This window comes from Ewingella sp. S1.OA.A_B6 (genome assembly GCF_049889095.1).
Taxonomy (GTDB): domain Bacteria; phylum Pseudomonadota; class Gammaproteobacteria; order Enterobacterales; family Enterobacteriaceae; genus Ewingella.
The window spans coordinates 713,837-735,439 of the sequence record NZ_JBLJFK010000001.1 but is presented as its reverse complement, the minus strand read 5'-3'; the positions used below and the strand labels follow the sequence as shown (position 1 = coordinate 735,439).

General features: G+C 50.3%; 21 protein-coding genes. 3 read left to right on the top strand and 18 right to left on the bottom strand.

Annotated features, from left to right (window positions below; translation table 11 throughout):
• Window positions 1-3 precede the first annotated feature (3 nt).
• Both ACMV8I_RS03625 and ACMV8I_RS03620 read left to right on the top strand, forming a co-directional pair.
• Window positions 4-975 carry a FecCD family ABC transporter permease gene (locus ACMV8I_RS03625; protein ID WP_498864709.1) on the top strand — a complete coding sequence of 324 codons (972 nt, stop codon included), beginning with the start codon at window positions 4-6 and terminating at the stop codon, window positions 973-975.
• Entirely contained in the window at window positions 972-1,760 is a 789-nt protein-coding gene (locus ACMV8I_RS03620) for a heme ABC transporter ATP-binding protein (protein ID WP_498863836.1), read from the top strand. The genes ACMV8I_RS03625 and ACMV8I_RS03620 overlap by 4 nt, the downstream gene beginning before the upstream one ends.
• A 9-nt stretch (window positions 1,761-1,769) precedes the next feature.
• On the opposite strand, the gene ACMV8I_RS03615 is transcribed toward ACMV8I_RS03620, so the two are convergent.
• The 15 genes from ACMV8I_RS03615 to ACMV8I_RS03545 all read right to left on the bottom strand — a co-directional run bounded on the left by ACMV8I_RS03615 (window position 1,770) and on the right by ACMV8I_RS03545 (window position 17,133).
• Window positions 1,770-3,224 (bottom strand): protein adenylyltransferase SelO, encoded by a 1,455-nt coding sequence (locus ACMV8I_RS03615; RefSeq protein WP_498863835.1) that lies wholly within the window; start codon window positions 3,222-3,224, stop codon window positions 1,770-1,772.
• A 130-nt stretch (window positions 3,225-3,354) separates the two neighbouring features.
• Window positions 3,355-4,083 (bottom strand): EAL domain-containing protein, encoded by a 729-nt coding sequence (locus ACMV8I_RS03610; RefSeq protein ID WP_498863834.1) that lies wholly within the window; start codon window positions 4,081-4,083, stop codon window positions 3,355-3,357.
• Window positions 4,084-4,453: 370 nt separating this feature from the next.
• Entirely contained in the window at window positions 4,454-5,467 is a 1,014-nt protein-coding gene (gene lplA, locus ACMV8I_RS03605) for a lipoate--protein ligase (protein WP_498863833.1), read from the bottom strand.
• 204 nt (window positions 5,468-5,671) lie between these two features.
• Window positions 5,672-6,151, bottom strand: coding sequence for an NlpC/P60 family protein (locus ACMV8I_RS03600; protein WP_498863832.1), 480 nt, complete (start codon window positions 6,149-6,151; stop codon window positions 5,672-5,674).
• 168 nt (window positions 6,152-6,319) lie between these two features.
• Complete coding sequence (gene arnF, locus ACMV8I_RS03595; RefSeq protein WP_498864708.1) at window positions 6,320-6,709, bottom strand: 4-amino-4-deoxy-L-arabinose-phosphoundecaprenol flippase subunit ArnF; 390 nt, start codon at window positions 6,707-6,709, stop codon at window positions 6,320-6,322.
• 14 nt (window positions 6,710-6,723) lie between these two features.
• Window positions 6,724-7,056 (bottom strand): 4-amino-4-deoxy-L-arabinose-phosphoundecaprenol flippase subunit ArnE, encoded by a 333-nt coding sequence (gene arnE / locus ACMV8I_RS03590; protein WP_498863831.1) that lies wholly within the window; start codon window positions 7,054-7,056, stop codon window positions 6,724-6,726.
• Entirely contained in the window at window positions 7,053-8,720 is a 1,668-nt protein-coding gene (arnT, locus tag ACMV8I_RS03585) for a lipid IV(A) 4-amino-4-deoxy-L-arabinosyltransferase (RefSeq protein ID WP_498864707.1), read from the bottom strand. Before arnT ends, arnE begins: the two co-directional genes overlap by 4 nt.
• Before the next feature lie 2 nt (window positions 8,721-8,722).
• Window positions 8,723-9,622 (bottom strand): 4-deoxy-4-formamido-L-arabinose-phosphoundecaprenol deformylase, encoded by a 900-nt coding sequence (arnD, locus tag ACMV8I_RS03580; protein WP_498863830.1) that lies wholly within the window; start codon window positions 9,620-9,622, stop codon window positions 8,723-8,725.
• A 12-nt stretch (window positions 9,623-9,634) separates the two neighbouring features.
• Window positions 9,635-11,617 carry a bifunctional UDP-4-amino-4-deoxy-L-arabinose formyltransferase/UDP-glucuronic acid oxidase ArnA gene (gene arnA, locus ACMV8I_RS03575; protein ID WP_498863829.1) on the bottom strand — a complete coding sequence of 661 codons (1,983 nt, stop codon included), beginning with the start codon at window positions 11,615-11,617 and terminating at the stop codon, window positions 9,635-9,637.
• Window positions 11,617-12,597 (bottom strand): undecaprenyl-phosphate 4-deoxy-4-formamido-L-arabinose transferase, encoded by a 981-nt coding sequence (gene arnC, locus ACMV8I_RS03570; RefSeq protein WP_498863828.1) that lies wholly within the window; start codon window positions 12,595-12,597, stop codon window positions 11,617-11,619. The genes arnA and arnC overlap by 1 nt, the downstream gene beginning before the upstream one ends.
• Window positions 12,597-13,739, bottom strand: coding sequence for a UDP-4-amino-4-deoxy-L-arabinose aminotransferase (gene arnB, locus ACMV8I_RS03565; protein WP_498863827.1), 1,143 nt, complete (start codon window positions 13,737-13,739; stop codon window positions 12,597-12,599). The genes arnC and arnB overlap by 1 nt, the downstream gene beginning before the upstream one ends.
• A gap of 368 nt (window positions 13,740-14,107) precedes the next feature.
• Entirely contained in the window at window positions 14,108-14,869 is a 762-nt protein-coding gene (gene btuD / locus ACMV8I_RS03560) for a vitamin B12 ABC transporter ATP-binding protein BtuD (protein ID WP_498863826.1), read from the bottom strand.
• A 27-nt stretch (window positions 14,870-14,896) separates the two neighbouring features.
• The gene (locus ACMV8I_RS03555) at window positions 14,897-15,448 is read right to left on the bottom strand and encodes a glutathione peroxidase (RefSeq protein ID WP_498863825.1); all 552 of its coding nucleotides are present in this window, start codon (window positions 15,446-15,448) and stop codon (window positions 14,897-14,899) included.
• A 106-nt stretch (window positions 15,449-15,554) separates the two neighbouring features.
• Window positions 15,555-16,553 (bottom strand): vitamin B12 ABC transporter permease BtuC, encoded by a 999-nt coding sequence (btuC, locus tag ACMV8I_RS03550; RefSeq protein WP_498863824.1) that lies wholly within the window; start codon window positions 16,551-16,553, stop codon window positions 15,555-15,557.
• Between the two features lie 175 nt (window positions 16,554-16,728).
• On the bottom strand, window positions 16,729-17,133 hold the full coding sequence (locus ACMV8I_RS03545; RefSeq protein WP_498863823.1) for a DUF2502 domain-containing protein: 405 nt from the start codon (window positions 17,131-17,133) through the stop codon (window positions 16,729-16,731).
• Between the two features lie 277 nt (window positions 17,134-17,410).
• Here ACMV8I_RS03545 and ACMV8I_RS03540 point away from each other — a divergent pair, with 277 nt between their 5' ends.
• The gene (locus ACMV8I_RS03540) at window positions 17,411-17,539 is read left to right on the top strand and encodes a lipoprotein (protein WP_498863822.1); all 129 of its coding nucleotides are present in this window, start codon (window positions 17,411-17,413) and stop codon (window positions 17,537-17,539) included.
• Between the two features lie 321 nt (window positions 17,540-17,860).
• Here ACMV8I_RS03540 and ihfA read toward each other — a convergent pair whose 3' ends face one another.
• Genes ihfA through pheS form a run of 3 tightly spaced genes read right to left on the bottom strand, consistent with a single transcriptional unit; the run spans window position 17,861 to window position 21,547 of the window.
• Complete coding sequence (gene ihfA, locus ACMV8I_RS03535) at window positions 17,861-18,157, bottom strand: integration host factor subunit alpha (RefSeq protein ID WP_004717732.1); 297 nt, start codon at window positions 18,155-18,157, stop codon at window positions 17,861-17,863.
• Between the two features lie 4 nt (window positions 18,158-18,161).
• Window positions 18,162-20,549, bottom strand: a complete 2,388-nt coding sequence (gene pheT / locus ACMV8I_RS03530; protein WP_498863821.1) for a phenylalanine--tRNA ligase subunit beta — start codon at window positions 20,547-20,549, stop codon at window positions 18,162-18,164.
• A 14-nt stretch (window positions 20,550-20,563) separates the two neighbouring features.
• Window positions 20,564-21,547 carry a phenylalanine--tRNA ligase subunit alpha gene (gene pheS / locus ACMV8I_RS03525; RefSeq protein ID WP_498863820.1) on the bottom strand — a complete coding sequence of 328 codons (984 nt, stop codon included), beginning with the start codon at window positions 21,545-21,547 and terminating at the stop codon, window positions 20,564-20,566.
• Window positions 21,548-21,603 lie beyond the last annotated feature (56 nt).

Below are 21,603 nucleotides of genomic sequence, written 5' to 3'. Positions count from 1 at the left end.
AGGATGCTGATGGGACTGACGGTCATATTGTTTGTTCTGGCGATAATCGCGGTGAATTCTGGCGCCATGTCGCTGCCTTTTCGCACCCTGATAAGCCGCCCGCTCGATGATGGCATGTGGCAAATCTGGCTCACTATCCGCCTGCCACGGGTGCTGCTTGCCGTGGTGGTGGGCTGTGCCCTCGCCTGCTCAGGTGCCGTGATGCAGGGACTGTTTCGCAATCCGCTGGCCGACCCAGGTTTACTCGGTATCAGCAGCGGCGCGGCGCTGTTTGTTGCGCTGATGATTGTGATGCCGCTCTCCCTGCCACCGGTCGTCGCACTGTATGGGCACATGTTTGCCGCCTTTGCCGGTAGCCTGGTTATTTCACTCATCGTGTTCACTCTGAGCCGTTTTGGCCATGGTAATTTGTCACGCCTGTTACTGGCGGGGATTGCCATTAATGCTCTGTGTGGGGCCGCCGTGGGCGTACTAACCTATGTCAGCGACGATAAACAGCTGCGTCAGTTTTCATTGTGGAGCATGGGAAGTTTAGGTCAGGCCCAGTGGCCGACGCTTCTCGTGGCAACATCACTGATCCTCCCCGCTTGTCTGGCGACCTTCTTGCTGTCACGCCGCCTCAATCTGTTACAGCTGGGTGACGAAGATGCCCACTATCTCGGCGTTGACGTCCGCCGGACGCAATTGCACTTGTTACTGCTTAGCGCACTACTGGTCGGTGTTGCCGTAGCCGTGACAGGCGTTATCGGGTTTCTCGGGTTAGTCATTCCACATCTGCTGCGCATGCGTGTCGGGGCCGATCACCGCTGGTTACTGCCAGGTTCGGCACTGGGTGGCGCTTGTTTATTACTTCTGGCTGATACGCTGGCAAGAACGCTGGTGGCGCCGGCAGAAATGCCGGTTGGCCTGCTGACCAGCCTGCTGGGAGGTCCCTATTTTTTATGGCTGATTTTACGTCCGGGAACCCGCCGATGAACCACTGCTCTTCCACACTGCGGGCGGAAAATTTGCAGTTTTCTGTCGGGCAGCGCCGGCTAATCGACGATGTTTCTCTTGAACTGAAGGGAGGCGAAGTGGTTGCGTTGATTGGTCCGAATGGCGCAGGAAAGTCTACCCTGTTACGCCTGTTAACCGGTTACTTGCCGCCCGATCAGGGTCGTTGTGAATTGCAGGGAAAAGCGTTGGCTCACTGGCCACCACAGGAGTTGGCCCGTACTCGCGCAGTGATGCGACAAAGCAGCGAACTGGCCTTCGGCTTCAGCGTACAGCAGATAATCTCGTTAGGCCGCGCACCCCATGCTAAAACGCATAACGCTGAGGCGCTGCAACAGGTCATGGCACAAACCGACTGCCTCACTCTGGCTGACAGAGACTATCGCCAACTATCAGGAGGCGAGCAGCAACGAGTACAGTTGGCTCGTGTTCTGAGCCAGCTATGGCAACCACAGCCGTCACCGCGCTGGCTGTTCCTCGATGAGCCAACATCGGCGTTGGATCTCTATCATCAACAACATACACTGCGCTTGCTTCGTCAATTAACCCGTGAAAGCCCGCTATCAGTCTGTTGTGTGCTGCACGACCTGAATCTGGCCGCACTGTATGCCGACCGAATTATGCTACTGCATGAAGGGAAACTGGTTGCTTCCGGCACGCCTGCCGACGTGCTAACGGCAGAGATTTTGGCATGCTGGTATCAGGCCGATCTCGGCGTAAACTGGCACCCCGAAACAGCTGTGCCGCAGGTTTTCCTGCGGCAATAATCCGCACAATTAGCTGGAGCAGGAAATTTCCAGATGTTTTCCCCAATTCGGTGGTAAAGCGGCCATCGCATCAAATTGCGGTGCATCGCTATAGGGGTCAAGCAGTGCCTGATGTAGCTGGGCAAGTACGCTGATGTCATCCTGCTCTGCTCTTTCAATCGCCTGTTGGGCCAGATAATTGCGCAAAATAATACGCGGGTTGGCAAGTTTCATTACCTGCTGACGCGTAGCATCATCCTGCTCTTCCCTTTGCAGCCGCTGGCGGTACTGCCGATACCAGTTGTCAAAGGCTTCGCGGTCAACGAATTCATCCCGCAGTCGAGACGTAGACTGTTGTTGCTCGACCTCACTGAGCACGCGGAAGGTACGGGTGTGATCGCGCCCCTCTTTCGCCATCAGGCTCAACAAACCGGTCAGCAGATCATTGTCCTGCTTATCTTCCGTGAAGAAACCCAGCTTGCCACGCATCAGTTTGCCATAGGCCGCCATCAGCGCAGGTTCGTAGGCATCAAGTGCGCCTTGCAACTGTTCGGCACTCATCAGACCTGAAAGCGTCTGCGCCAGACGGTGCAGATTCCAGTAGGCGACTGCCGGCTGATTATCGAAACTGTAACGTCCCTGGTGATCGGAGTGATTACAGATATAACCGGGCTGGTAGTCGTCGAGAAAACCATAGGGCCCGAAGTCAATGGTCAGACCGAGGATCGACATATTATCGGTATTCATCACACCATGAGCAAAACCGACGCTTTGCCACTGGGCAATCAACCTGGCCGTACGCTCAACCACCTCCTGCAACCACAGTGCGTAACGCCGTGACGGACTGCTTTCACTTTCCAATAAATGCGGCCAGTGATGAGCAATGACGTAATCTGCCAGCTGTTTCACCTGCTCAGGCTGTTTGCGATAATAGAAATGCTCGAAGTGACCAAAGCGGATATGACTTTCAGCCACGCGCATCAGCATAGCGCCGCGCTCAGGCGCTTCACGGAATACCGGTTCATCGCTGGTGACAATAGTCAGTGCGCGGGTGGTCGGAATTGATAAATGATGCAGTGCTTCTGATGCCAGAAATTCACGGACTACAGAACGTAGCACTGCACGGCCATCGCCCATGCGTGAATAGGGCGTCAATCCGGCCCCTTTCAGATGCCAGTCATAACGTCGGCCATCAGGCAACACTTGCTCACCGAGCAAAATTCCACGTCCGTCACCCAGTTGACCAGCCCAAACACCAAATTGGTGGCCACTGTAAACTTGTGCCAGGGGTTCCATGCCAGGGAAAAATGCTTCACCACACCAGAATTCACGATAAGTGCTATCAAATAAGCTCGCATCCAACCCCAGCTCCTGCGCCAGCGGCTCGCTGTGATAGAGCAACGCCGCCCCTTTAAGCGGCGTGGGTTTGAGCTGGGTATAAAAACCGCCAAGCTGGTCGGCATATTCATGTTCAAATTTTGGCATAAGTCCCCCTTTCTTTCAGTGTAGAACTGCGGGGTACTGATTAACACGGAGGGAAAACAGGGAGATTATGTTTCAACGGTAATTATTCCCCGGCGCAAGATGAATCACAGGGGAATAAAGAAACTGTCTATCAGTCAAATTGGGGAGGCCGGTGTAACAAAGAGTTCATAACAGAAGGATCTACACCGGGCCATAACAGCCCTTTCATCCCCTTGATTTTACTCTTATTTAGCGCGTCGAAATGCTCATTTTTGTCCAGACCGTCTATCACAATGTTGCGACAGAATCGGTTAACATTCCTGATTAATGAAGGCAGAACAATGGTAAAATTCTCACCCTGATAGAGTTCCCAGAAAAGATCACGGTCAAGCTTAACCCAGTTGAAAACTTGGTCGAATATTGGTGTCATATTGGCATTGCCTGAACCAAAACCATCCAGCCACAGAGTGAAATCACTTTTTAGCGCCATTAAAGGCGAATTGCGTTTACCTTCTGAAAGGTGCGGAAACGACTCACTAATACTGAGATGAATAAAAGAACAAGCTTTAAGATCATCACGTACTTGAGCGTTCTCAATAATAATTTTTGCCAGCTTTTCATCGATAGCAATATTGAGTATTACCTGATTTCCCTCAAACCAGTGCGCGTGATCCTGGGCCCAGATCGATTGCTCGGTTAAAAAGTGAGTTAATTGCTGAGTATTTAATAAATTCAAAACCAGTTCTGTCGGCATAATTAGCTTACTGTCGGTACTTGCAAACCGACAAATTAATTCCACTGCTAATAATTTCCCTTTGCCGGAATATATGGGTTGGCACAGAAAGCTGCTGTTAAAGGCCGCATCGAACTGTATTTTCATTTTTTTCCAAAACATCAACGACGCTATGCAATGATCAATAAATTTGTTTTATATCAATCAAATAAAAAATTATCGGTGCTTCGAGACAACCCCAAAACAATCCTGCTACTGAGACTAAAAAAGGGGACTGTCCGAAGTTAAGCATGTTGTCCAGGTTTTCTAAAGGGAAGCAAATTCAATATGTTTAGAATATCCGCATCCCTTGTTGCTCTCTCTTAACTGCGGGAGCTTAGAAAGAAAAAGAGGATTATGGCTCAATCTTATCGCTAGCTATTCATTATCGCAACTGCGTAAATTCGTGCAGAGCACATTAATTTAGCTACGCTGCGCAGGAGTTTATCCACAGTAATGGCAGAAATTTAGCCCGGCATCATTGTATGCAACTAACCAGCCAATATTGCAACTCGTTTAGTTCCGAGAGCTGTTGTGGATATTGCATGATTATTTTCCGGCATTGTTTGGCGATTTCCTCAGGGCGATAAAGGGTATCTACCAGTTGCAGCGCCAGGGCATTTAATGGCGCTGGGTTGAGACTGTCGGTAAAGATTTGTGCACGGCTGATTTTGCCATTTAAAACATCAAAGTGAATATCCACGCCGCCCCAAACAAAGCGCTCGTTGAGTAAATGGGTAAATGCAGGTGCTTTTCCGAAATTCCACTCCCAACTGCTCTGTTTAGCAAACTGTTCAGCAAAGCCGGGTAAGTCGGGGAATACATCAGGTGAAATAATTTCCGGTTCAACCTGTAAGCCATACCATTCAAAGAAGGATTTAATGATCGCCTCACAAATTTGTGGATGACCAATATCAGGTATGAGTTCATTGAGATTGGCTACGCGCGAACGCACTGAGGTGATACCTTTAGCCTGCAACTTTTTCGGATCCGGATTAAGATAATTAGCCAAACGGCTGAGGTCAGCATTGAGTAATAAAGTACCGTGGTGAAAACCACGATCCTGAGTCTCTTTATAGGCCGAACCGGAGATCTTGCGTTCACCATCAGCAGTATTTGCTACCAGATCGTTGCGCCCTGAAGCACTGGCACTGACCCCCAACGATTTCAGCGCATTGAGAATAATGGCCGTTGACACACTTTTATCGTATTCCGGCTTACCAGCCATAAATGTAAAACAGCTATTGCCCAAATCGTGGAACACTGCCCCGCCGCCGCTGCTGCGCCTGGCAAGACGGATGCCGTCCTGTTCCATTCGACGGGTATTGCACTCTTTCCATGGATTTTGTGCCTGCCCGATCACCACGGTATTAGCATTACGCCATAGGAATAACACGCGCTGAGTGGTCATTTGGCGGAAGATACAATCTTCCACCGCGAGGTTAAACCAAGGATCGTAAGAGTCGGAAAGCAGTAATCTGAGAGGTTTCATCACGTTCATCCTGAAAGAAGTGTAACGTGATGATAGCAGTAATAAAGCGGGCTAAATATGCAGTAGCTGCGTGGGTATCGACATGATTTATTCCCCAAAAGCATTTAAGTTGCATCATAGCGACACCCCTGGGCCTGAAGTCCAAGGGTGTGACGAATAAGCAAGAGAAACCAACACCGAGATGTTTTGAAGGATGACGGGGTATTAGATTCTGCGCGCTTGCCAGTAAACCTTCCGCCAGTAGACGTTGTCGAGTGAGGAACGTGTGACTCCCTGACTAGTGGAAGCATGAATAAAGTGATCGCCTGTGTCGTAAATACCCACGTGCAAACCATTTTCGCCGCTGCCGGTTTTGAAAAACACCAGATCGCCAGGAAGCAGTTCGTCTCGAGAGACCTTATTGCCAATTTTGGTCTGTGCGGCAGTGGTGCGCGGCAATATCACACCGAAGCGGTCACGATAGGTACGGAAAACAAACCCAGAGCAATCAACGCCGCTTGGCTGGAGGCCTCCATAGCGATACGGTGCACCATGCCATTGGCTGAGCTGATCGTTCAATTGTGCGACAACGGCAATGGAATCGGACATTTTACCACTCGGAGGTGGTGCATGGCTGCTACATCCATTGAGCAACAGCGCGGCTAATATCAGCAAGGAATAGAGTGTTCCGGTCTTCCAACGCATGGCGTTTCTTCCTTCATGGATGACAGTCACAGTGAGAGGATCAGACCAGAGATCGGACGGAACACACCACTGAGCTCTAAGAGCTGGTTATTTGAGGATAAAAAGAATCTAACGCTATTTTATCCGTCATCCAATCGAAAAACGCAAATTGATTAGAATTTATCGCTTTTAGTGCACATTCTGCCCCGGTTTACTGTGGATAAGCCAGACCCCAAACAGCACCAGCAACCCCCCACAGGTTTTTAACAGATGCGCATCTTCATTGAACCAGGGCAGCGTAACCGCAGCCAGATAGACTAATGCGTAGCTAAGACTGAGCAGCGTATAGGCCCGATGCAGGGGCAATATCTGCAGCGCGAAGTACCAGCAAGCCATCGACAGGCCATAGCCTGTAATACCACAGGCCACTGCGATCAGCGCCGGCAGATGATTAAGAAACCACGACAAATGTATGTCAGACAGTGAAAGCAGCGGGATTTGTACCATTCCCCACTTCATCAGCAGTTGCGCCAGCGTTACCAACAGCAAACTGGCGCCTCCCCACATATAGCCTTTCATCACTTCATCGGTCTTCATGCGGTAATACTCATCAGCGCTATTCCTAACATGATAAAACCGACTCCAATCCAGTGACGCCGGTCAACCTGCTCTTTGAATATCCAGCGCGCACTCAGGGTGATCAATACAAAGTTAAGACTGAGCATCGGATAGGCAATGCTCAGCGGCAGCTCCTGCAAAACACGCAGCCACAACAGCATAGCGAACCCCAGCAGACAGATCGCCAGCGTCAGCCAGCGAAGCACTCTGCCAACGTTACCATTACCGATCTGCGCGGCTTGCTTCTGACAAAGCTGCCCCGCGCAGGTCAGTATGCTGACAACCAGTACCAGCAAGTAACCCGTCATGGCTGCTTGTCGTAGAACAATAAGGCTAAGCGGTCCATTTCAACAATTTTATCCGGAATAGGAAGTTTGGAATTATCTGCATCGATACTCTCTTGCTTAACAGCAACCGCAACAGTACCTTGCCGACGTGCGTTTTGTAGCCATGCCGAAAAGCCAGGGGCATCAATATAACGATGTGCGGCATCCGGATAACGTAGACCATATTGCAATTCGCCTTTTTCATCGTACATGATGATATCACTGCGTTTGAGGGTCCAGGCGAGACCGGTTGCTATCCCAACGTTATCAGCCAAAACGTACTTGCTCTCTTTTAACAGCGCGATATTGGCATTAACAAATGCCTGCGGTTGTTTGGAGTCGATAACTTTTTGCGGAATAACCTGGCCCACCAGCAAGGCCAGGACCACCGGACAAGCCGCCGCCCAATACCAGCGATTACGCAACGACGTCAGACTAATTACCCCTGCCAGTGCCCAAACAGCGAAACACAATATGGCGATGAGGACTTTCGGGAACTCTCCTGCGGTATAAACTGGTTTGATATGCAACGGTAAACGCCCAGAAATCACAACCAGTGCAGCCACAGCCAGCACCCCAAAAACAATGTTGATAATGCCATTCGCCTTGAGAGCTTTTAAACGCCCGGACAAACGTATCTGGTCCAAATAATCAGCCATCAACAGTGCCAGTGGAGCAAAACACGGCAGAATGTAAGTCGGTAATTTCCCTTTGGCGATGCTGAAGAAGATCAGCGGCATTACTGTCCAACTCAGCAAAAAAAACAGTTCAGGCCGCATAAGGCGTTTGGTCCAGCCGCCGAGTAACGCGCCCGGTAATAATCCCATCCAGGGCAGCGCGCCGAGGAAAACAACCGGAATGTAGTACCAGAAAGGTGCCTTGTGCTGAGCATTCTGTTCGGCGAAGCGCTGAATATGCTCGACCCAGAAGAAATAATTCCAGAAGTCCGGTTCACGATGCGCAATCGCTAGTACCCACGGTAAACTCAGTAAAATAGCGCTAAGGATGGCCAGCGGCCCCCAGCTAAACAGGGTTCTAAATCGTTTTTCCCGCCAGACGATAGGCAACACAGCGATCACTGGAACGGCCAACGCCAGGAAGCCTTTGGTCATAAAGCCCATGCCACAGGCAAGGCCGAGCGCAATCCAGCTCAGGGCTTTCTGTCGGGTACCGGTGACCCGCATACAGTAGTAACTGGCAACCATGGCTGCACTCATCCACAGTGTGATCATCGGATCAAGAACGCTGTAGGTTCCGATAGCGAAAACCAAAGTGGAGGAGAGATAAATCAGCGCCGCCGCACAGGCCGTCTGACGATTACGCCACATCAGCATCGCCATCCAGAACACCAGAATCGTGCTAAGTAGCGTACAAAATACTGAGCCAAAGCGCACCGCAAAATTGGTGTCACCAAAAATCATCTGGCTGATGTTGTTAAACCAGTAACCAGCTACCGGTTTTTCAAAATAGCGCAGGCCTAACAGATGCGGCACCACCCAATCACCGCGTTGTAACATTTCACGGCTGATCTCGGCATAACGGGTTTCATCGGGTTGCCACAACAGACGGGTATTCAACGGAACCAAATAGACTAAAGCAAAGAACAGGAGAAGGACGGTGCTCCATACACCTTTGTACGCTTTCAACATCATGAAGAACCTTCTTGCTGGCAACCTAACCACCCTTCCCGCCCGGGGAAAGTGGAACGAACAACCCGGCCGACGGGCAGACTCGCCAGGTCAGCGGGCAATAATTCACCCAGTGCGCAGAACTGAATACCCTGCTGGGCAGCGCGGGTGAGTAAGTCATCAAACATGTCCGCCAACGACATTCCTTCCACTTCGGCATGAATGGTATAAACCGGTACACCGCTGTCATGCTCAATAGCCTGCAGGATAAAATCATTGAACGTGGCGGTGGTCACTTCATTGCCAATGACTTCATCATAGGTCGGCAAGGTCACTGGGATCTGTACCGTGCCTGTTGCACCATTTTCCAGTAACGGCAAAAATGGCCGCTTTCCCCGACAGTCACTGTTATAGCGAAAACCAAAGGTTTGTTTGACGTCAATAACCCGCTGATCGGCGCGCCATCCGGCAACCGCAGAGCAATCTACCGTTTTGCCAATACTGTTTTCCAGCGCATCCAGACCGAGACGTATTTGATTTTCCAACTGAGGCTTCGACCATTTGGCCACTTTCGCCTGCCAGCCTTGGTGATCCCAGGCGTGCAAGCCGACTTCATGACCGCACTCAGCCGTTTCTTTCATCAAAGGGGCGAAATCACGATAGATTTTTTTACCCGGCCAGGCCGTACCGGCCAGCAGAATATCCAGACCGTACAGTGATGCCGCGTTAGAGCGCAGCATTTTCCACAGGAAGCGGGGACGCAAGAGGCGCCATAAATGACGCCCCATGTTGTCCGGACCTACGCTGAAGAAAAAGCTGGCAGTGATGTGATGTTTTTCCAGAACACGCAGTAACTGAGGGACACCCTTTCGGGTGCCGCTCCAGGTGTCGACATCAATTCGTAGACCAACTTTTTTCATGCACAAATTCCGTTATGCCTGATTATTGTCTGGATTAACCGAACGCAGGAAGAAGTCGAGGGTTTTATCGACGGTTTTATCCATCGAGACTTCAGGCGTCCAGTTCAGCAGACGTTTAGCATTTTTGATGCTTGGCGTACGATGCTCAACATCCTGATAGCCTTTACCATAATAACTGCTGCTTTCGACAGATTTGAAACCGGCAAACGGTGGGAACTGGTCACGCAGTGGATGTGCTTCAAAGCTGCGTAACAACATTTCGGCCAATTCACGAATGCTGGCTTCGTTCGTCGGGTTACCGATGTTAACGATCTGACCGTCACAACGATTATCTTTGTTCTCAATGATGCGGAACAGCGCTTCGATACCGTCGTTGATATCCGTAAAGCAGCGTTTTTGCTCACCACCGTCCACCAGTTTGATCGGAGAACCTTCTACCAAATTCAGGATCAGTTGGGTGATGGCACGTGAACTGCCGATACGTGCCGCATCGAGGTTATCAAGACGCGGACCCATCCAGTTGAATGGACGGAACAACGTGAAGCGTAAGCCTTCTTTAACCCCATATGCCCAGATCACACGGTCGAGCAGCTGTTTGGAGACGGAGTAAATCCAGCGCTGTTTGTTGATTGGCCCAACAATCAGACGTGAGGTATCTTCATCAAACTCTTTATCGTCGCACATGCCGTAAACTTCAGACGTGGACGGGAAGATGATGCGTTTTTTGTATTTCACGCAATCACGAACGATTTTCAGGTTTTCTTCGAAATCCAGTTCGAATACGCGCAGCGGGTTGCGGGTATATTCGATGGGTGTGGCGATAGCCACCAGCGGCAGGATCACGTCACATTTTTTGATGTGATACTCGATCCACTCAGAGTGAATGCTGATATCACCTTCAACGAAGTGGAAATGCGGGTTATCCATGAAGCGGCTGATAGCATCAGAGCTGATGTCCAGACCGAAAATTTCATAGTTATCTTCACGCAGCAGACGTTCGCTCAGGTGGTTACCGATAAACCCGTTCACACCGAGGATCAACACGCGGGTACGGCGTTTCATCGCAGACGTCGGCAGTGAGCTGAGTCTCACATCCGGCATGATGCCTAATTCCAGTGACAGGCGCGAACCCTGTACATAAAGACCTGACTCACTCTGACCCGCCTGAATTTCCAACGCGCCCTCACCACAAGCGATGACCAACGGGTCGCTCGACAGCACGGTGCCAGGCTGCTTCTCATGTGCCGTTACCAGCGGACGAGAACGCCAGATGGTCATTTTACGCTGGCCAAGATAGGTAAACGCACCTGGATAAGGTTCGGTCACTGCACGGATCAGGTTATTGATTTCAGTTGCCGGTTTGTTCCAGTGAATTTCACCATCAGCCGCAGTACGACGACCAAAATAGCTGGCCTGAGACTCATCTTGGGGTGTCAGGGTGGTCTGACCCTGTTTCATTTTAGGCAATACGTCTGCCAGCAGAACCTGAGCAGCATCGCGAACTTTAGCATGCAGCGTCAGCGCGATGTCGTCAGCACTGATTGGCACGGCGCGCTGCGCCACGATATCGCCTGCATCGGGACGGCTAACCATCTTATGCAGCGTTACGCCGGTTTCATTTTCACCTTTCAACAGCGCCCAGTTAACCGGCGCACGTCCGCGGTAGCGTGGCAATAATGAACCGTGCAGATTGAAGCCACCTTGGGGTGCCAGTGAGAGCACATCATCGCTGATCATGTTGCGATAATAGAAAGAGAAAATGACGTCCGGCTGTAAGTCACGGATACGGTCAACCCATAATGGATGATTCACATCCTCAGGGGCATAAACCGGCAAATTTAAACCGGCACCCAAACGGGCAACAGAGGCGAAAAAGTTGTTTTCGTCTGGCGAATCGGTATGAGTAAATACCGCTTGTACGTCATAGCCTGCATCAACCAGGGCCTGTAGCCCAACGCAACCAATATCATGGTACGCAAATACAATCGCTTTCATCACTCTTCTTCCTTGCTGTTTTCGTCAGAACGCATTCCAACAACTTTTTGAACAAAATAGCGCGGACGTGCACGCACATCGTTATAGATCCGCCCGATGTATTCACCGAGTAATCCCATGCCCACAAACTGCGCACCGATAAACATAAATAACAGAGCAAACAGGGTGAAGACACCATCCGCTGCCCATGCAGGACCGTTGATCAAACGCATCAAAATCAAAAATACCGCGAGTACGAAACCAAACAGGGCGATCAAGCTACCCACAACACTGAGCAAACGCAGTGGTGTCGTTGTCAGGCACGTGATCAGATCGTACATAAGGTTAATGAGTTTCATCAGACTGTACTTTGAGTCGCCGAATTCGCGTTCCGAGTGCTGCACTGGAATTTCCGCGGTTTTGCGCGCAAAAGTATTCGCCAAAATAGGGATGAACGTGCTCCGCTCATGGCAATGCAACATGGCCTCGATGATGTGACGCCGATAGGCGCGCAGCATACAGCCATAGTCACCCATCGATTTGCCGGTCGCACGCTGGATCATCATGTTGATCATTTTTGATGCCGACTTACGGAACCATGAGTCACGGCGGTTAGCACGCACTGTACCTACTACGTCATAGCCCTCTTCGGCTTTCGCCACCAGACGCGGGATCTCTTCCGGCGGGTTTTGCAAGTCAGCGTCGAGGGTGATCACCAGATCGCCCGACACATGGCTGAAACCGGCCATAATTGCTGAATGCTGGCCATAGTTGCGGTTAAGTAGCACGGCAATAATGCAATTTTCCGGTTGCTCGGCAGCGCTAGTTAGCATTTCCGCTGAACGGTCACTGCTGCCGTCATCAATGAAAATGATTTCATATTTTTGAGTCAGTTGACGACAAGCGGCCTGCGTGCGGGAAAGCAGTGCCGGCAGGCTCTCTTCCTCGTTATAGACCGGAATGACGATCGAGACTTTCTTGATAGGTTCAAATTGCGCCACTACTGGGACTCCACTAAAGAAAATAGGGCTGCGACAACCCGGTCTACATCGCTGTCCTGCATATCAGGGAACAGCGGTAAACTGCACAAACGGTCGGTGTTCCATTCGCTGTGTGGCAGGCTGAGGTCAGGATAGCGCTCGCGATAATATTTCTGGGTATGCGCAGCACGGAAATGTAGCCCGGTGCCGATGCCGAGTGTTTTGAGGCGCTCCATCAAGACATCGCGACTGATGCCACAACGTGCTTCATCCACGCGGATCATGAACAGATGCCACGCATGTAAGTGCGGATATTCAGGCACCTTCATAGGCAAAAATGGCGAACCTTGCAGTTTTTGTAGATACAAATTCGCCAGCTCGGTGCGGCGCGCATTGATGTCAGGCAGACGACGCAGCTGAACCACGGCAATCGCAGCATGAATGTCGGATAAGTTGTATTTAAAACCAGGCTCTATCACTTCAGCCTGTGGCTTACGGCCCTGAACTTCGCGATCAAATGCATCTACCGCCAGACCGTGGAACTTCAACGCCCGAACTTTCGCCGCCAGTTCATCGTCGTCGGTTGCCACCAGGCCACCTTCGGCGCAGGTCATGTTCTTAATTGCATGAAAAGAAAAGATAGCGGTGCCTTGCGCCCCAATCCAGCGATCGCGGTAGCGGGTGCCTGCGGCATGTGCGGCATCCTCAACAATGGCAATGCCATGTTTTTCAGCCAGTGCGTAGAGTGGGTCAAGATCTAAAGGCGCACCCGCATAATGTACCGGGATAATCGCTTTGGTTTTCGGCGTGATTGCGGCAGCAACATCGTCAGCGCTAATCATCAGGGTGTCGGGGTCAACATCAATCATTACCGGCTCTGCACCCAGCAGAACGATCATATTAATGGTAGAAACCCAGGTCTGGGACGGGGTGATAACTTCATCACCGGGGCCTATTCCCAGCGCCATAAGGGTGACGTGCATACCACCTGTTGCCGAGCTAACAGCAATGGCGTGTTTACATCCGAAGGTGGTAGCAAAATCTTTTTCTAGCTGATGCGTCTGTGGACCCGTTGTGATCCAGCCAGAGCGCAGTACATGATTTACCGCCTCAATCTCTTCCTCGCCCATAGATGGACGGGAGAAAGGCAAAAAATTTTCCATGACACAATCCCGCAAGAGGTAATCTATTCGAATAAGACTTTAGTACGAGTTTAATTAACAATTATTAAACGACGCACTTTAATAGTGTAGGTACAGTGACAGCCTAAGCTTAATTAAACCTTAAGGCTCGTCAAATCAACGTGATGACAAATAGAGTCATGCGTGATGTGGATCGCATTATTTAAATAAATAAACATTAAATCAAATAGATAGGTCAAATATGCGTGTGGCCGTGTTAAAGGCTCTATTAACAATACTTCAACGAAGTTGAAATTATTGTTAGCCCGCAATCTATTTCGCATGGGGATATAGAGTGTAAACAAGCATGTCATAATTATTTCAACATGCCTTTAAGAGATCATCCCTCTTCAATTTTCTAAAATCGTCGTTATCAGCCACTGTCTTCCCGCGACCTCATGCACCTGAAAATTGACGCCAAACACCGCGTTTAAATAATTTACCTGCATGACATCTTGCCTTTTTCCGGCAGCCACGACCTGTCCTTTATCCATTAACCACACCTGATGTGCATAATGCAGCGTGTGATTAAGATCGTGATCGCTAATGATTGCCGTGCGGCCGCTAGCGCAAAATTGCGTAATGAGTCCATCCAGAGCCTGCTGTTGGGCTACGTCCAGACTATTCATTGGCTCGTCCAGCAGCAGCAGCCTCGCCTGAGGGTTGAGTTTCGGCCAAACTTGCAAAAGTATGGCAACCAGACGCACGCGCTGCCATTCTCCGCCTGATAACCGCGTCACCGGCCTGGAGAGTTTATCCTGCAAGTGCAATGCCGATGTCAGCATCATGATGGTCTGCTCGAGTAGCGCTGGGTCAGCGCACGCAGGTTGATGCAGTGAAAGATACTGAAACACCGGCATCGCTGATACCGGGATGGATTGCTGGTAAAGGTAGCCTCGCAGTCTGGCAAGCTGCATGCCCGTCAACCCTTCGAGGGGTTGCCCGGCGAGCGTGACACTCCCTCCCCCGTCCAGCATTCCGGCAATGCGGGCCAGCAGGCTGGTTTTCCCGGCACCGTTAGGACCGATAAGATGGACACGGCTACCGGCACTCAGGTGGGTTGTAAACGCCTGCACTCTCCCAGGCACACTCAGTTTATGGCATTCCAACATGGGCTATCCCTGCGCAGCAATGATCGATTATTTAGCAAGTGCCCATTTGATGGATTCCACCAGTTGAGGGTCTTCTGGCGTCATATCCGGCGCAAAACGCTGGATCACGGTACCGTCACGACCAATTAAGAACTTTTCGAAGTTCCACAAAATGTTCTCCGGGTGCAACGGCTCACGTCCTTTGCTGGCGAGGCGCTGATAAAACTCGCTGCCCTCCGGTTTTACAGCCTGCGGACAGGCAGAAATCAGAGTTTTATACAACGGATGCCGGTTTTCGCCGTTGACGTCAATTTTGCTGAACATCGGGAACTTCACACCAAAATGGGTGGTGCAGAAGTATTGAATCTCTTCTTCCGTGCCCGGTTCCTGTGCACCGAATTCATTACATGGGAAGCCTAACACCTCAAAACCCTGCTCGTTCCAGGCCTGATAGATGTTTTCCAAGCCTTCATACTGCTTGGTCAGCCCGCATTGTGATGCCACGTTTACCACCAGCAGCACTGAGCCCTGGTAAGTGCCTAGCGTAGTTGTCTCACCGTTAATTTTTTTCAGGGGAAGGTCAAAAATTGCATTGCTCATCTTTTATATCCTGCGGTTATTTGCCAAATTCGTGGGACCGAAAAGTGCACTGAAGCACAGTAACGATAGTCTGCTCCCTGCGTTTCGTGCATTAATCCTGTCTGATTCAGGCTGTTTTGACCAGTAGCCAAATAAAAAGAGGTGCACCCAGCGTTGCTGTCACCACGCCTATCGGCAGTTCTGCCGAGTAGAGTGCGATGCGCGCGACAACGTCAGCCAGCAGCAGCACTGCCCCACCAGCAAGGGCGCAGGCCGGTAATAAATGACGTTGGTCGGTGATACCGCACAGTCGAAGAATATGGGGAATAATCAGCCCGACAAAACCAATGACTCCGGCTATAGCCACGCTCAGACCCACAACCCACCCAACCGCCACTACCAGAAGATTTCGCCACACAGAAATAGAGACACCAAGCTGCTGCGCCTGCCCAATGCCCAGCGAAAGTAAATTCAGCGTTTTTCCCTGAAAGACCATCCAGATAACAGCGGGGAGCAGCATCACGCCTAACCAGCTTTGCCGCCAGTCAACACCGCCGAACCCCCCCATCATCCAGTACATAAGCTGGCGTAAATCCAGGTTACTGCTGAAGTAAACTGACCAGGTCATCACTGCGCTACACACGATGCCAATTGCAACCCCCACCAGAAGCAAACGGGCATTCGTCAGCAGGCGTTGCCGTGCAAAATGCAGCAACAAAAACGTGATGACCAGTGCACCAACAACGGCAGAGAGATTCATAAGCCAGACCGGCAGTAATCCGTTTCCCAGCATGACGCACAGCACCAGTGCTACACCCGCACCGTTAGCGACACCCAGCAGGCCCGGTTCAGCCAGCGGATTTTCAAACAGGGATTGCATCACGGCGCCGGAGACAGCCAACCCAGCCCCCACAAGTACAACGGCTAGGGCACGCGGCAGACGCAATTGCCAGACAAAGAGCTGGCCCTGAGGGTCGAACCAGGCATCCGGCCATATCCAGTTTTCACCTGCACACAGGCTAAAAAGAAAAACCAGCGTCAGTAAGACACTGAACAAACCTAATAAGCGGAGGTCACGGCGCTTTTGTTCCAGCTTAAGCACTGTGAATGTTGGGCGATTTTTCATCAAGTCCGGCATGTGAATAGGCATCCTGACGCGTTTTCGTGGCGGAAAATCAGCCAACACAGAGTGAAAAAGTAAGTATCCTAACGATATTAAGCAGTTTCTTAGCGGATATCCCTTAAAAAATAAATAAAAAAAGGCCAGCGCTTTCACGCTAGCCTGAGTAACAAGGGTAAGGTTAGTGACGTCGACCGTCTGGAGGAATCGGTTGCCCGTCGCCCTGATGGTCATCATTTCCTCTCTGCTGGCCTCTCCTGTCATGATTCGAATCACCATGCTGACTTTCCTGGTGATGAGGCTTCTCATGTGCCCGCTCGTAGTATCGATTTTGCGGTGGTGAAGGCTGCCAACGGTCGCCGCGCCAGTACATGCCATGGTTATTGCGGTCACCTACATGGTGCCCCTGGTGCTCATGCCACCATTGTGGCGGACGCCAGTCGTAACCATCCCAATAGTAACCCCGATGATCCTGATCTCCGAGGTGAACAGAAACGCCCGGGACATTGACGTCAACGGTCACACCTGCCTGTGCGACGACAGGCAGTGTCAGTGCAAAACAAAGCAGTAAAAGAGATTTTTTCACAGTATTTACCTTATTAATTTCATTAACCTGTTCTTGAGGAAATTTATAACAAGCAGGAATAAGGCTGACTATGAGAGCAAAGGAGATTTTCGGTTAACTTTCTTGCTGCTTACAATAAAAACACAAATGTATCCCCGCAGAAATATGACAATAAGGGGGAATAATGAAAACTATTCGAATCTTATAATGCCCTTAACATATCTTAACGTAAGCCTGACAACAGCATTACACCATTCTATTTATACTGAATGTGTTTATTCAAATGAAGGATATATTTATGCGTCGCATCTTAGCTTTCTTTAGTGTCGCTCTGGTTATCGTCAGCCTCAGTGGTTGCATCTTCCCTGGCCCTTACGGCCATGGCGGCGGTCATCATGATGGTGGTCACTCGCGCTACTGGCATTGATAGTTTATGTTTTAATGACTGACTTTTATGGTTAATACTGACTGGCATCAGTAAAATCATTATGGTCATCGTCAAATATAAAAAAGGGGCCTCGGTCCCTTTTTTTATCTACCACTCAACGCCCGATGTTATTTTCAATAATAAACCCACCGCTAGTAAATATAAACTATCAGACTATTCCTGAATAAAAAACCCTCTTAACACTTTTTTTCATCTCGTGTGCCATTTATTTATGTTTGTAATATTTAGCGAGGTTTGAATAACTCATCTGCAAAGAAACATAAAAAAAAGGCCGCTTTCGCGACCTTTTGTCCAACTCACTTATTCTTTCGGAGTGGCATTCTCAACCCGGCTTTTCAACTTCTGTCCCGGACGGAAAGTCACCACACGGCGCGCCGTGATCGGAATATCTTCGCCGGTTTTCGGGTTACGTCCCGGACGTTGGTTCTTGTCACGCAGATCGAAATTGCCAAAACCAGACAATTTAACTTGTTCGCCATTCTCCAAAGCGCGACGCACTTCTTCGAAGAATAATTCGACCAGGTCTTTGGCATCCCGTTTGCTAAGCCCAAGCTTTTCAAACAGGTGTTCTGACATTTCAGCTTTAGTAAGCGCCATAGGTTCAATCCCTCAAGGATGCTTGGAATCGCTGCTTTAGAGCCTCTACGCATTTTGCAACGGTAGCGGCGATCTCTTCTTCTTCCAGTGTACGAGCGGTATCCTGCAATACCAGACTAATAGCTAAGCTTTTATAACCCTCCGCCACGCCCTTGCCACGATACACGTCAAATAAGTTTACGCCAACTACCTGATTTGCGCCAACTTTCTTACACTCTACCAAAATATCTTCTGCAGCGACATTTTCAGCAACTACAACAGCAATATCACGGCGGTTTGCAGGGAAGCGCGAAATGGCTTTCGCATCAGGCAGCACGCGGTCTGCGACCTTATTCCACAACAGTTCAAACACCACTGTACGACCGTTCAAGTCGAGCTTACGTTCCAGCTCAGGATGGACTACACCAATGAAACCAATACGTTCGCCACCTAAATAAATTGCAGCACTCTGTCCAGGATGCAGGGCCGTATTTGCTTCGGCTTTGAATTGGATATCATCTAATTTGCCGGTAAGTTCAAGAATCGCTTCAAGATCGCCTTTCAAATCGTAGTAGTCAACTGCCTGCCGCGCCAGATCCCAATGCTCTTCACTTTTATTACCGGTGATCACAGCGGATAGCATGACATCCTGACGGATACCCAAATTCGCTTGAGTATCAGGAACAAAACGCAGACCGCTTTCAAAAATGCGCACACGGCTCTGTTGACGGTTCTGGTTGTAAACCGCTGATGCGAGCAAACCCGTCCATAGCGAAAGGCGCATAGCAGACATCTCAACGGAGATTGGGTTTGGTAAAATCAGTGCTTCTTCACCAGGATGCAGCAAACGCTGAATTTTTGGATCAACGAAGCTGTAAGTAATGGCTTCCTGAAAACCCCGGTCAACCAGTAGATTTTTAACACGTTTTAATGACAAATTGGCTTCATGATGCCGGGTCATTTCCAGATTAGCTTTAACGGGCACATCCGGGATGTTGTTGTAGCCATATACACGAGCGATTTCTTCGACCAAATCTTCTTCAATTTGCATATCGAAACGCCAGCTTGGCGCAACGGCCGTCCAGCTATCGCCCTGCTGCTCAACACGACAACCCAGACGCGACAAAATGTCAGTAACCTGTGCATCGTCAACATGATGGCCAATCAGACGGTCAAGCTTTTCGCGACGCAGTTGAATTGTTGCCACTTTTGGCAGGTCTTTCTCTGAAGTAACATCGATAACCGGACCCGCAGCACCACCACAGATCTCCAGCAAGAGAGCCGTTGCACGTGCCATAGCTTTATGTTGTAACGCAGGGTCAACACCGCGTTCATATCGATGCGACGCATCGGTATGCAAACCCTGACGGCGCGCGCGACCGGTAATGGACAGCGGATTGAAGAAAGCACACTCCAGTAATACGCTCTGAGTCTCGTCATTGACTCCAGAATGTTCACCGCCGAAAATACCGCCCATCGCCAACGCTTTTTCGTGGTCCGCAATCACCAGCGTATCGTCGCTGAGTTTGGTTTTAGTACCGTCAAGCAGGGTTAGCGCTTCATCTTTATGCGCCATGCGCACTACAATACCGCCCTGAATACGATTCAGATCAAAGGCATGCATCGGCTGACCAAGTTCAAGCAACACAAAGTTGGTGATGTCGACGACAGGATCAATCGAGCGGATACCGCAGCGACGCAGTTTCTCGCGCATCCACAGCGGCGTTGAGGCTTTCACGTTGATGCCTTTCACGACTCTGCCCAGATAGCGCGGACAGGCTTCGGTAGCTTGCACGTCGATTGGCAGCACGTCATTGATGGTGGCCGCCACAGGAGACATGTCGGGCTCAGTTAACGGCATCTGATAAAACACCGCAACATCACGCGCGACACCAATAATACCAAGGCAGTCGGCGCGATTTGGCGTCACGCTGATTTCAATGGTGCTGTCGTTAAGCTTGAGAAAATCGCGGATGTCGGTTCCGATCGGTGCATCAGCGGGTAATTCGATGATTCCGTCGTGCTCGTCGGAAATACCCAGCTCTGAAAACGAGCACAGCATCCCTTCAGAAGGTTCACCACGCAGTTTGGCGGCTTTGATTTTGAAATCACCTGGCAGTACGGCCCCAACCGTGGCAACCGCGACTTTAAGACCCTGACGGCAGTTTGGTGCACCGCAAACAATGTCGAGCAGCCGATCACCACCGACGTTCACTTTGGTGACGCGCAGTTTATCAGCGTTTGGATGCTGACCGCATTCGACAACTTCACCCACGACAACACCGTGGAAGGCACCGGCAACGGGCTCAACACCGTCAACCTCCAGACCGGCCATGGTTATTTGATCAGATAGTGCTTCGCTGCTGATGGCTGGGTTTACCCACTCACGCAACCAGAGTTCACTGAATTTCATGTGATATTCCCGCCTTACTTAAACTGTTTGAGGAAACGCAGATCGTTTTCGAAGAAAGCACGCAAGTCTGTCACGCCGTAACGCAACATGGTCAGACGCTCCATCCCCATACCGAATGCGAAACCGGAATAAACTTCAGGGTCGATGCCGACGTTACGCAGTACGTTCGGATGAACCATGCCGCAACCTAATACTTCCAGCCATTTACCATTTTTACCCATGACGTCAACTTCAGCTGAAGGCTCGGTAAACGGAAAGTAGGAAGGACGGAAACGGATCTGCAGATCAGCTTCGAAGAAGTTATTCAGGAAGTCATGCAGCGTGCCTTTCAGGTTGGTGAAGCTGATACCTTTATCGACAATCAGGCCTTCCATCTGATGGAACATTGGCGTGTGAGTCTGATCGTAATCGTTACGGTACACACGGCCAGGCGCAATGATACGAATAGGCGGCTGCTGACCTTTCATCGTGCGAATTTGTACGCCAGAAGTCTGGGTACGCAGTAAACGGGTCGCATCGAACCAGAAGGTGTCGTGGTCCGCACGTGCCGGATGGTGACTCGGAATATTCAGCGCATCGAAGTTATGGTAGTCATCTTCGATTTCAGGGCCTGTTTCCACAGTAAAGCCCAACTCGCCGAAGAAGGTTTCAATGCGGTCTATCGTTCGGGTCACCGGATGCAAACCGCCGTTCTCAATACGGCGACCTGGCAGCGAAACATCAATCGTCTCTTCAGCCAGACGGGCATTCAGAACAGCGGACTCAAGCGTATTTTTACGCGTATTCAGGGCATCCTGAACCTGTGCTTTCGCTTCATTGATGACTGCGCCCGCAGCCGGGCGCTCTTCTGCGGGTAATTCACGGAGAGTCGTCATCTGGAGTGTCAGGTGGCCTTTCTTACCAAGATATTCAACACGCACATTATCCAGCGTGGCAATATCCTGAGCACTCTCTACGGCTGCCTTGGCGTTGGCAACCAGTTCTGCGAGATGTGGCATTGCTTTCCTCTTTTTCTGGCCTGCACGGCCGGATGTGAAATAACTGTTATTTATCA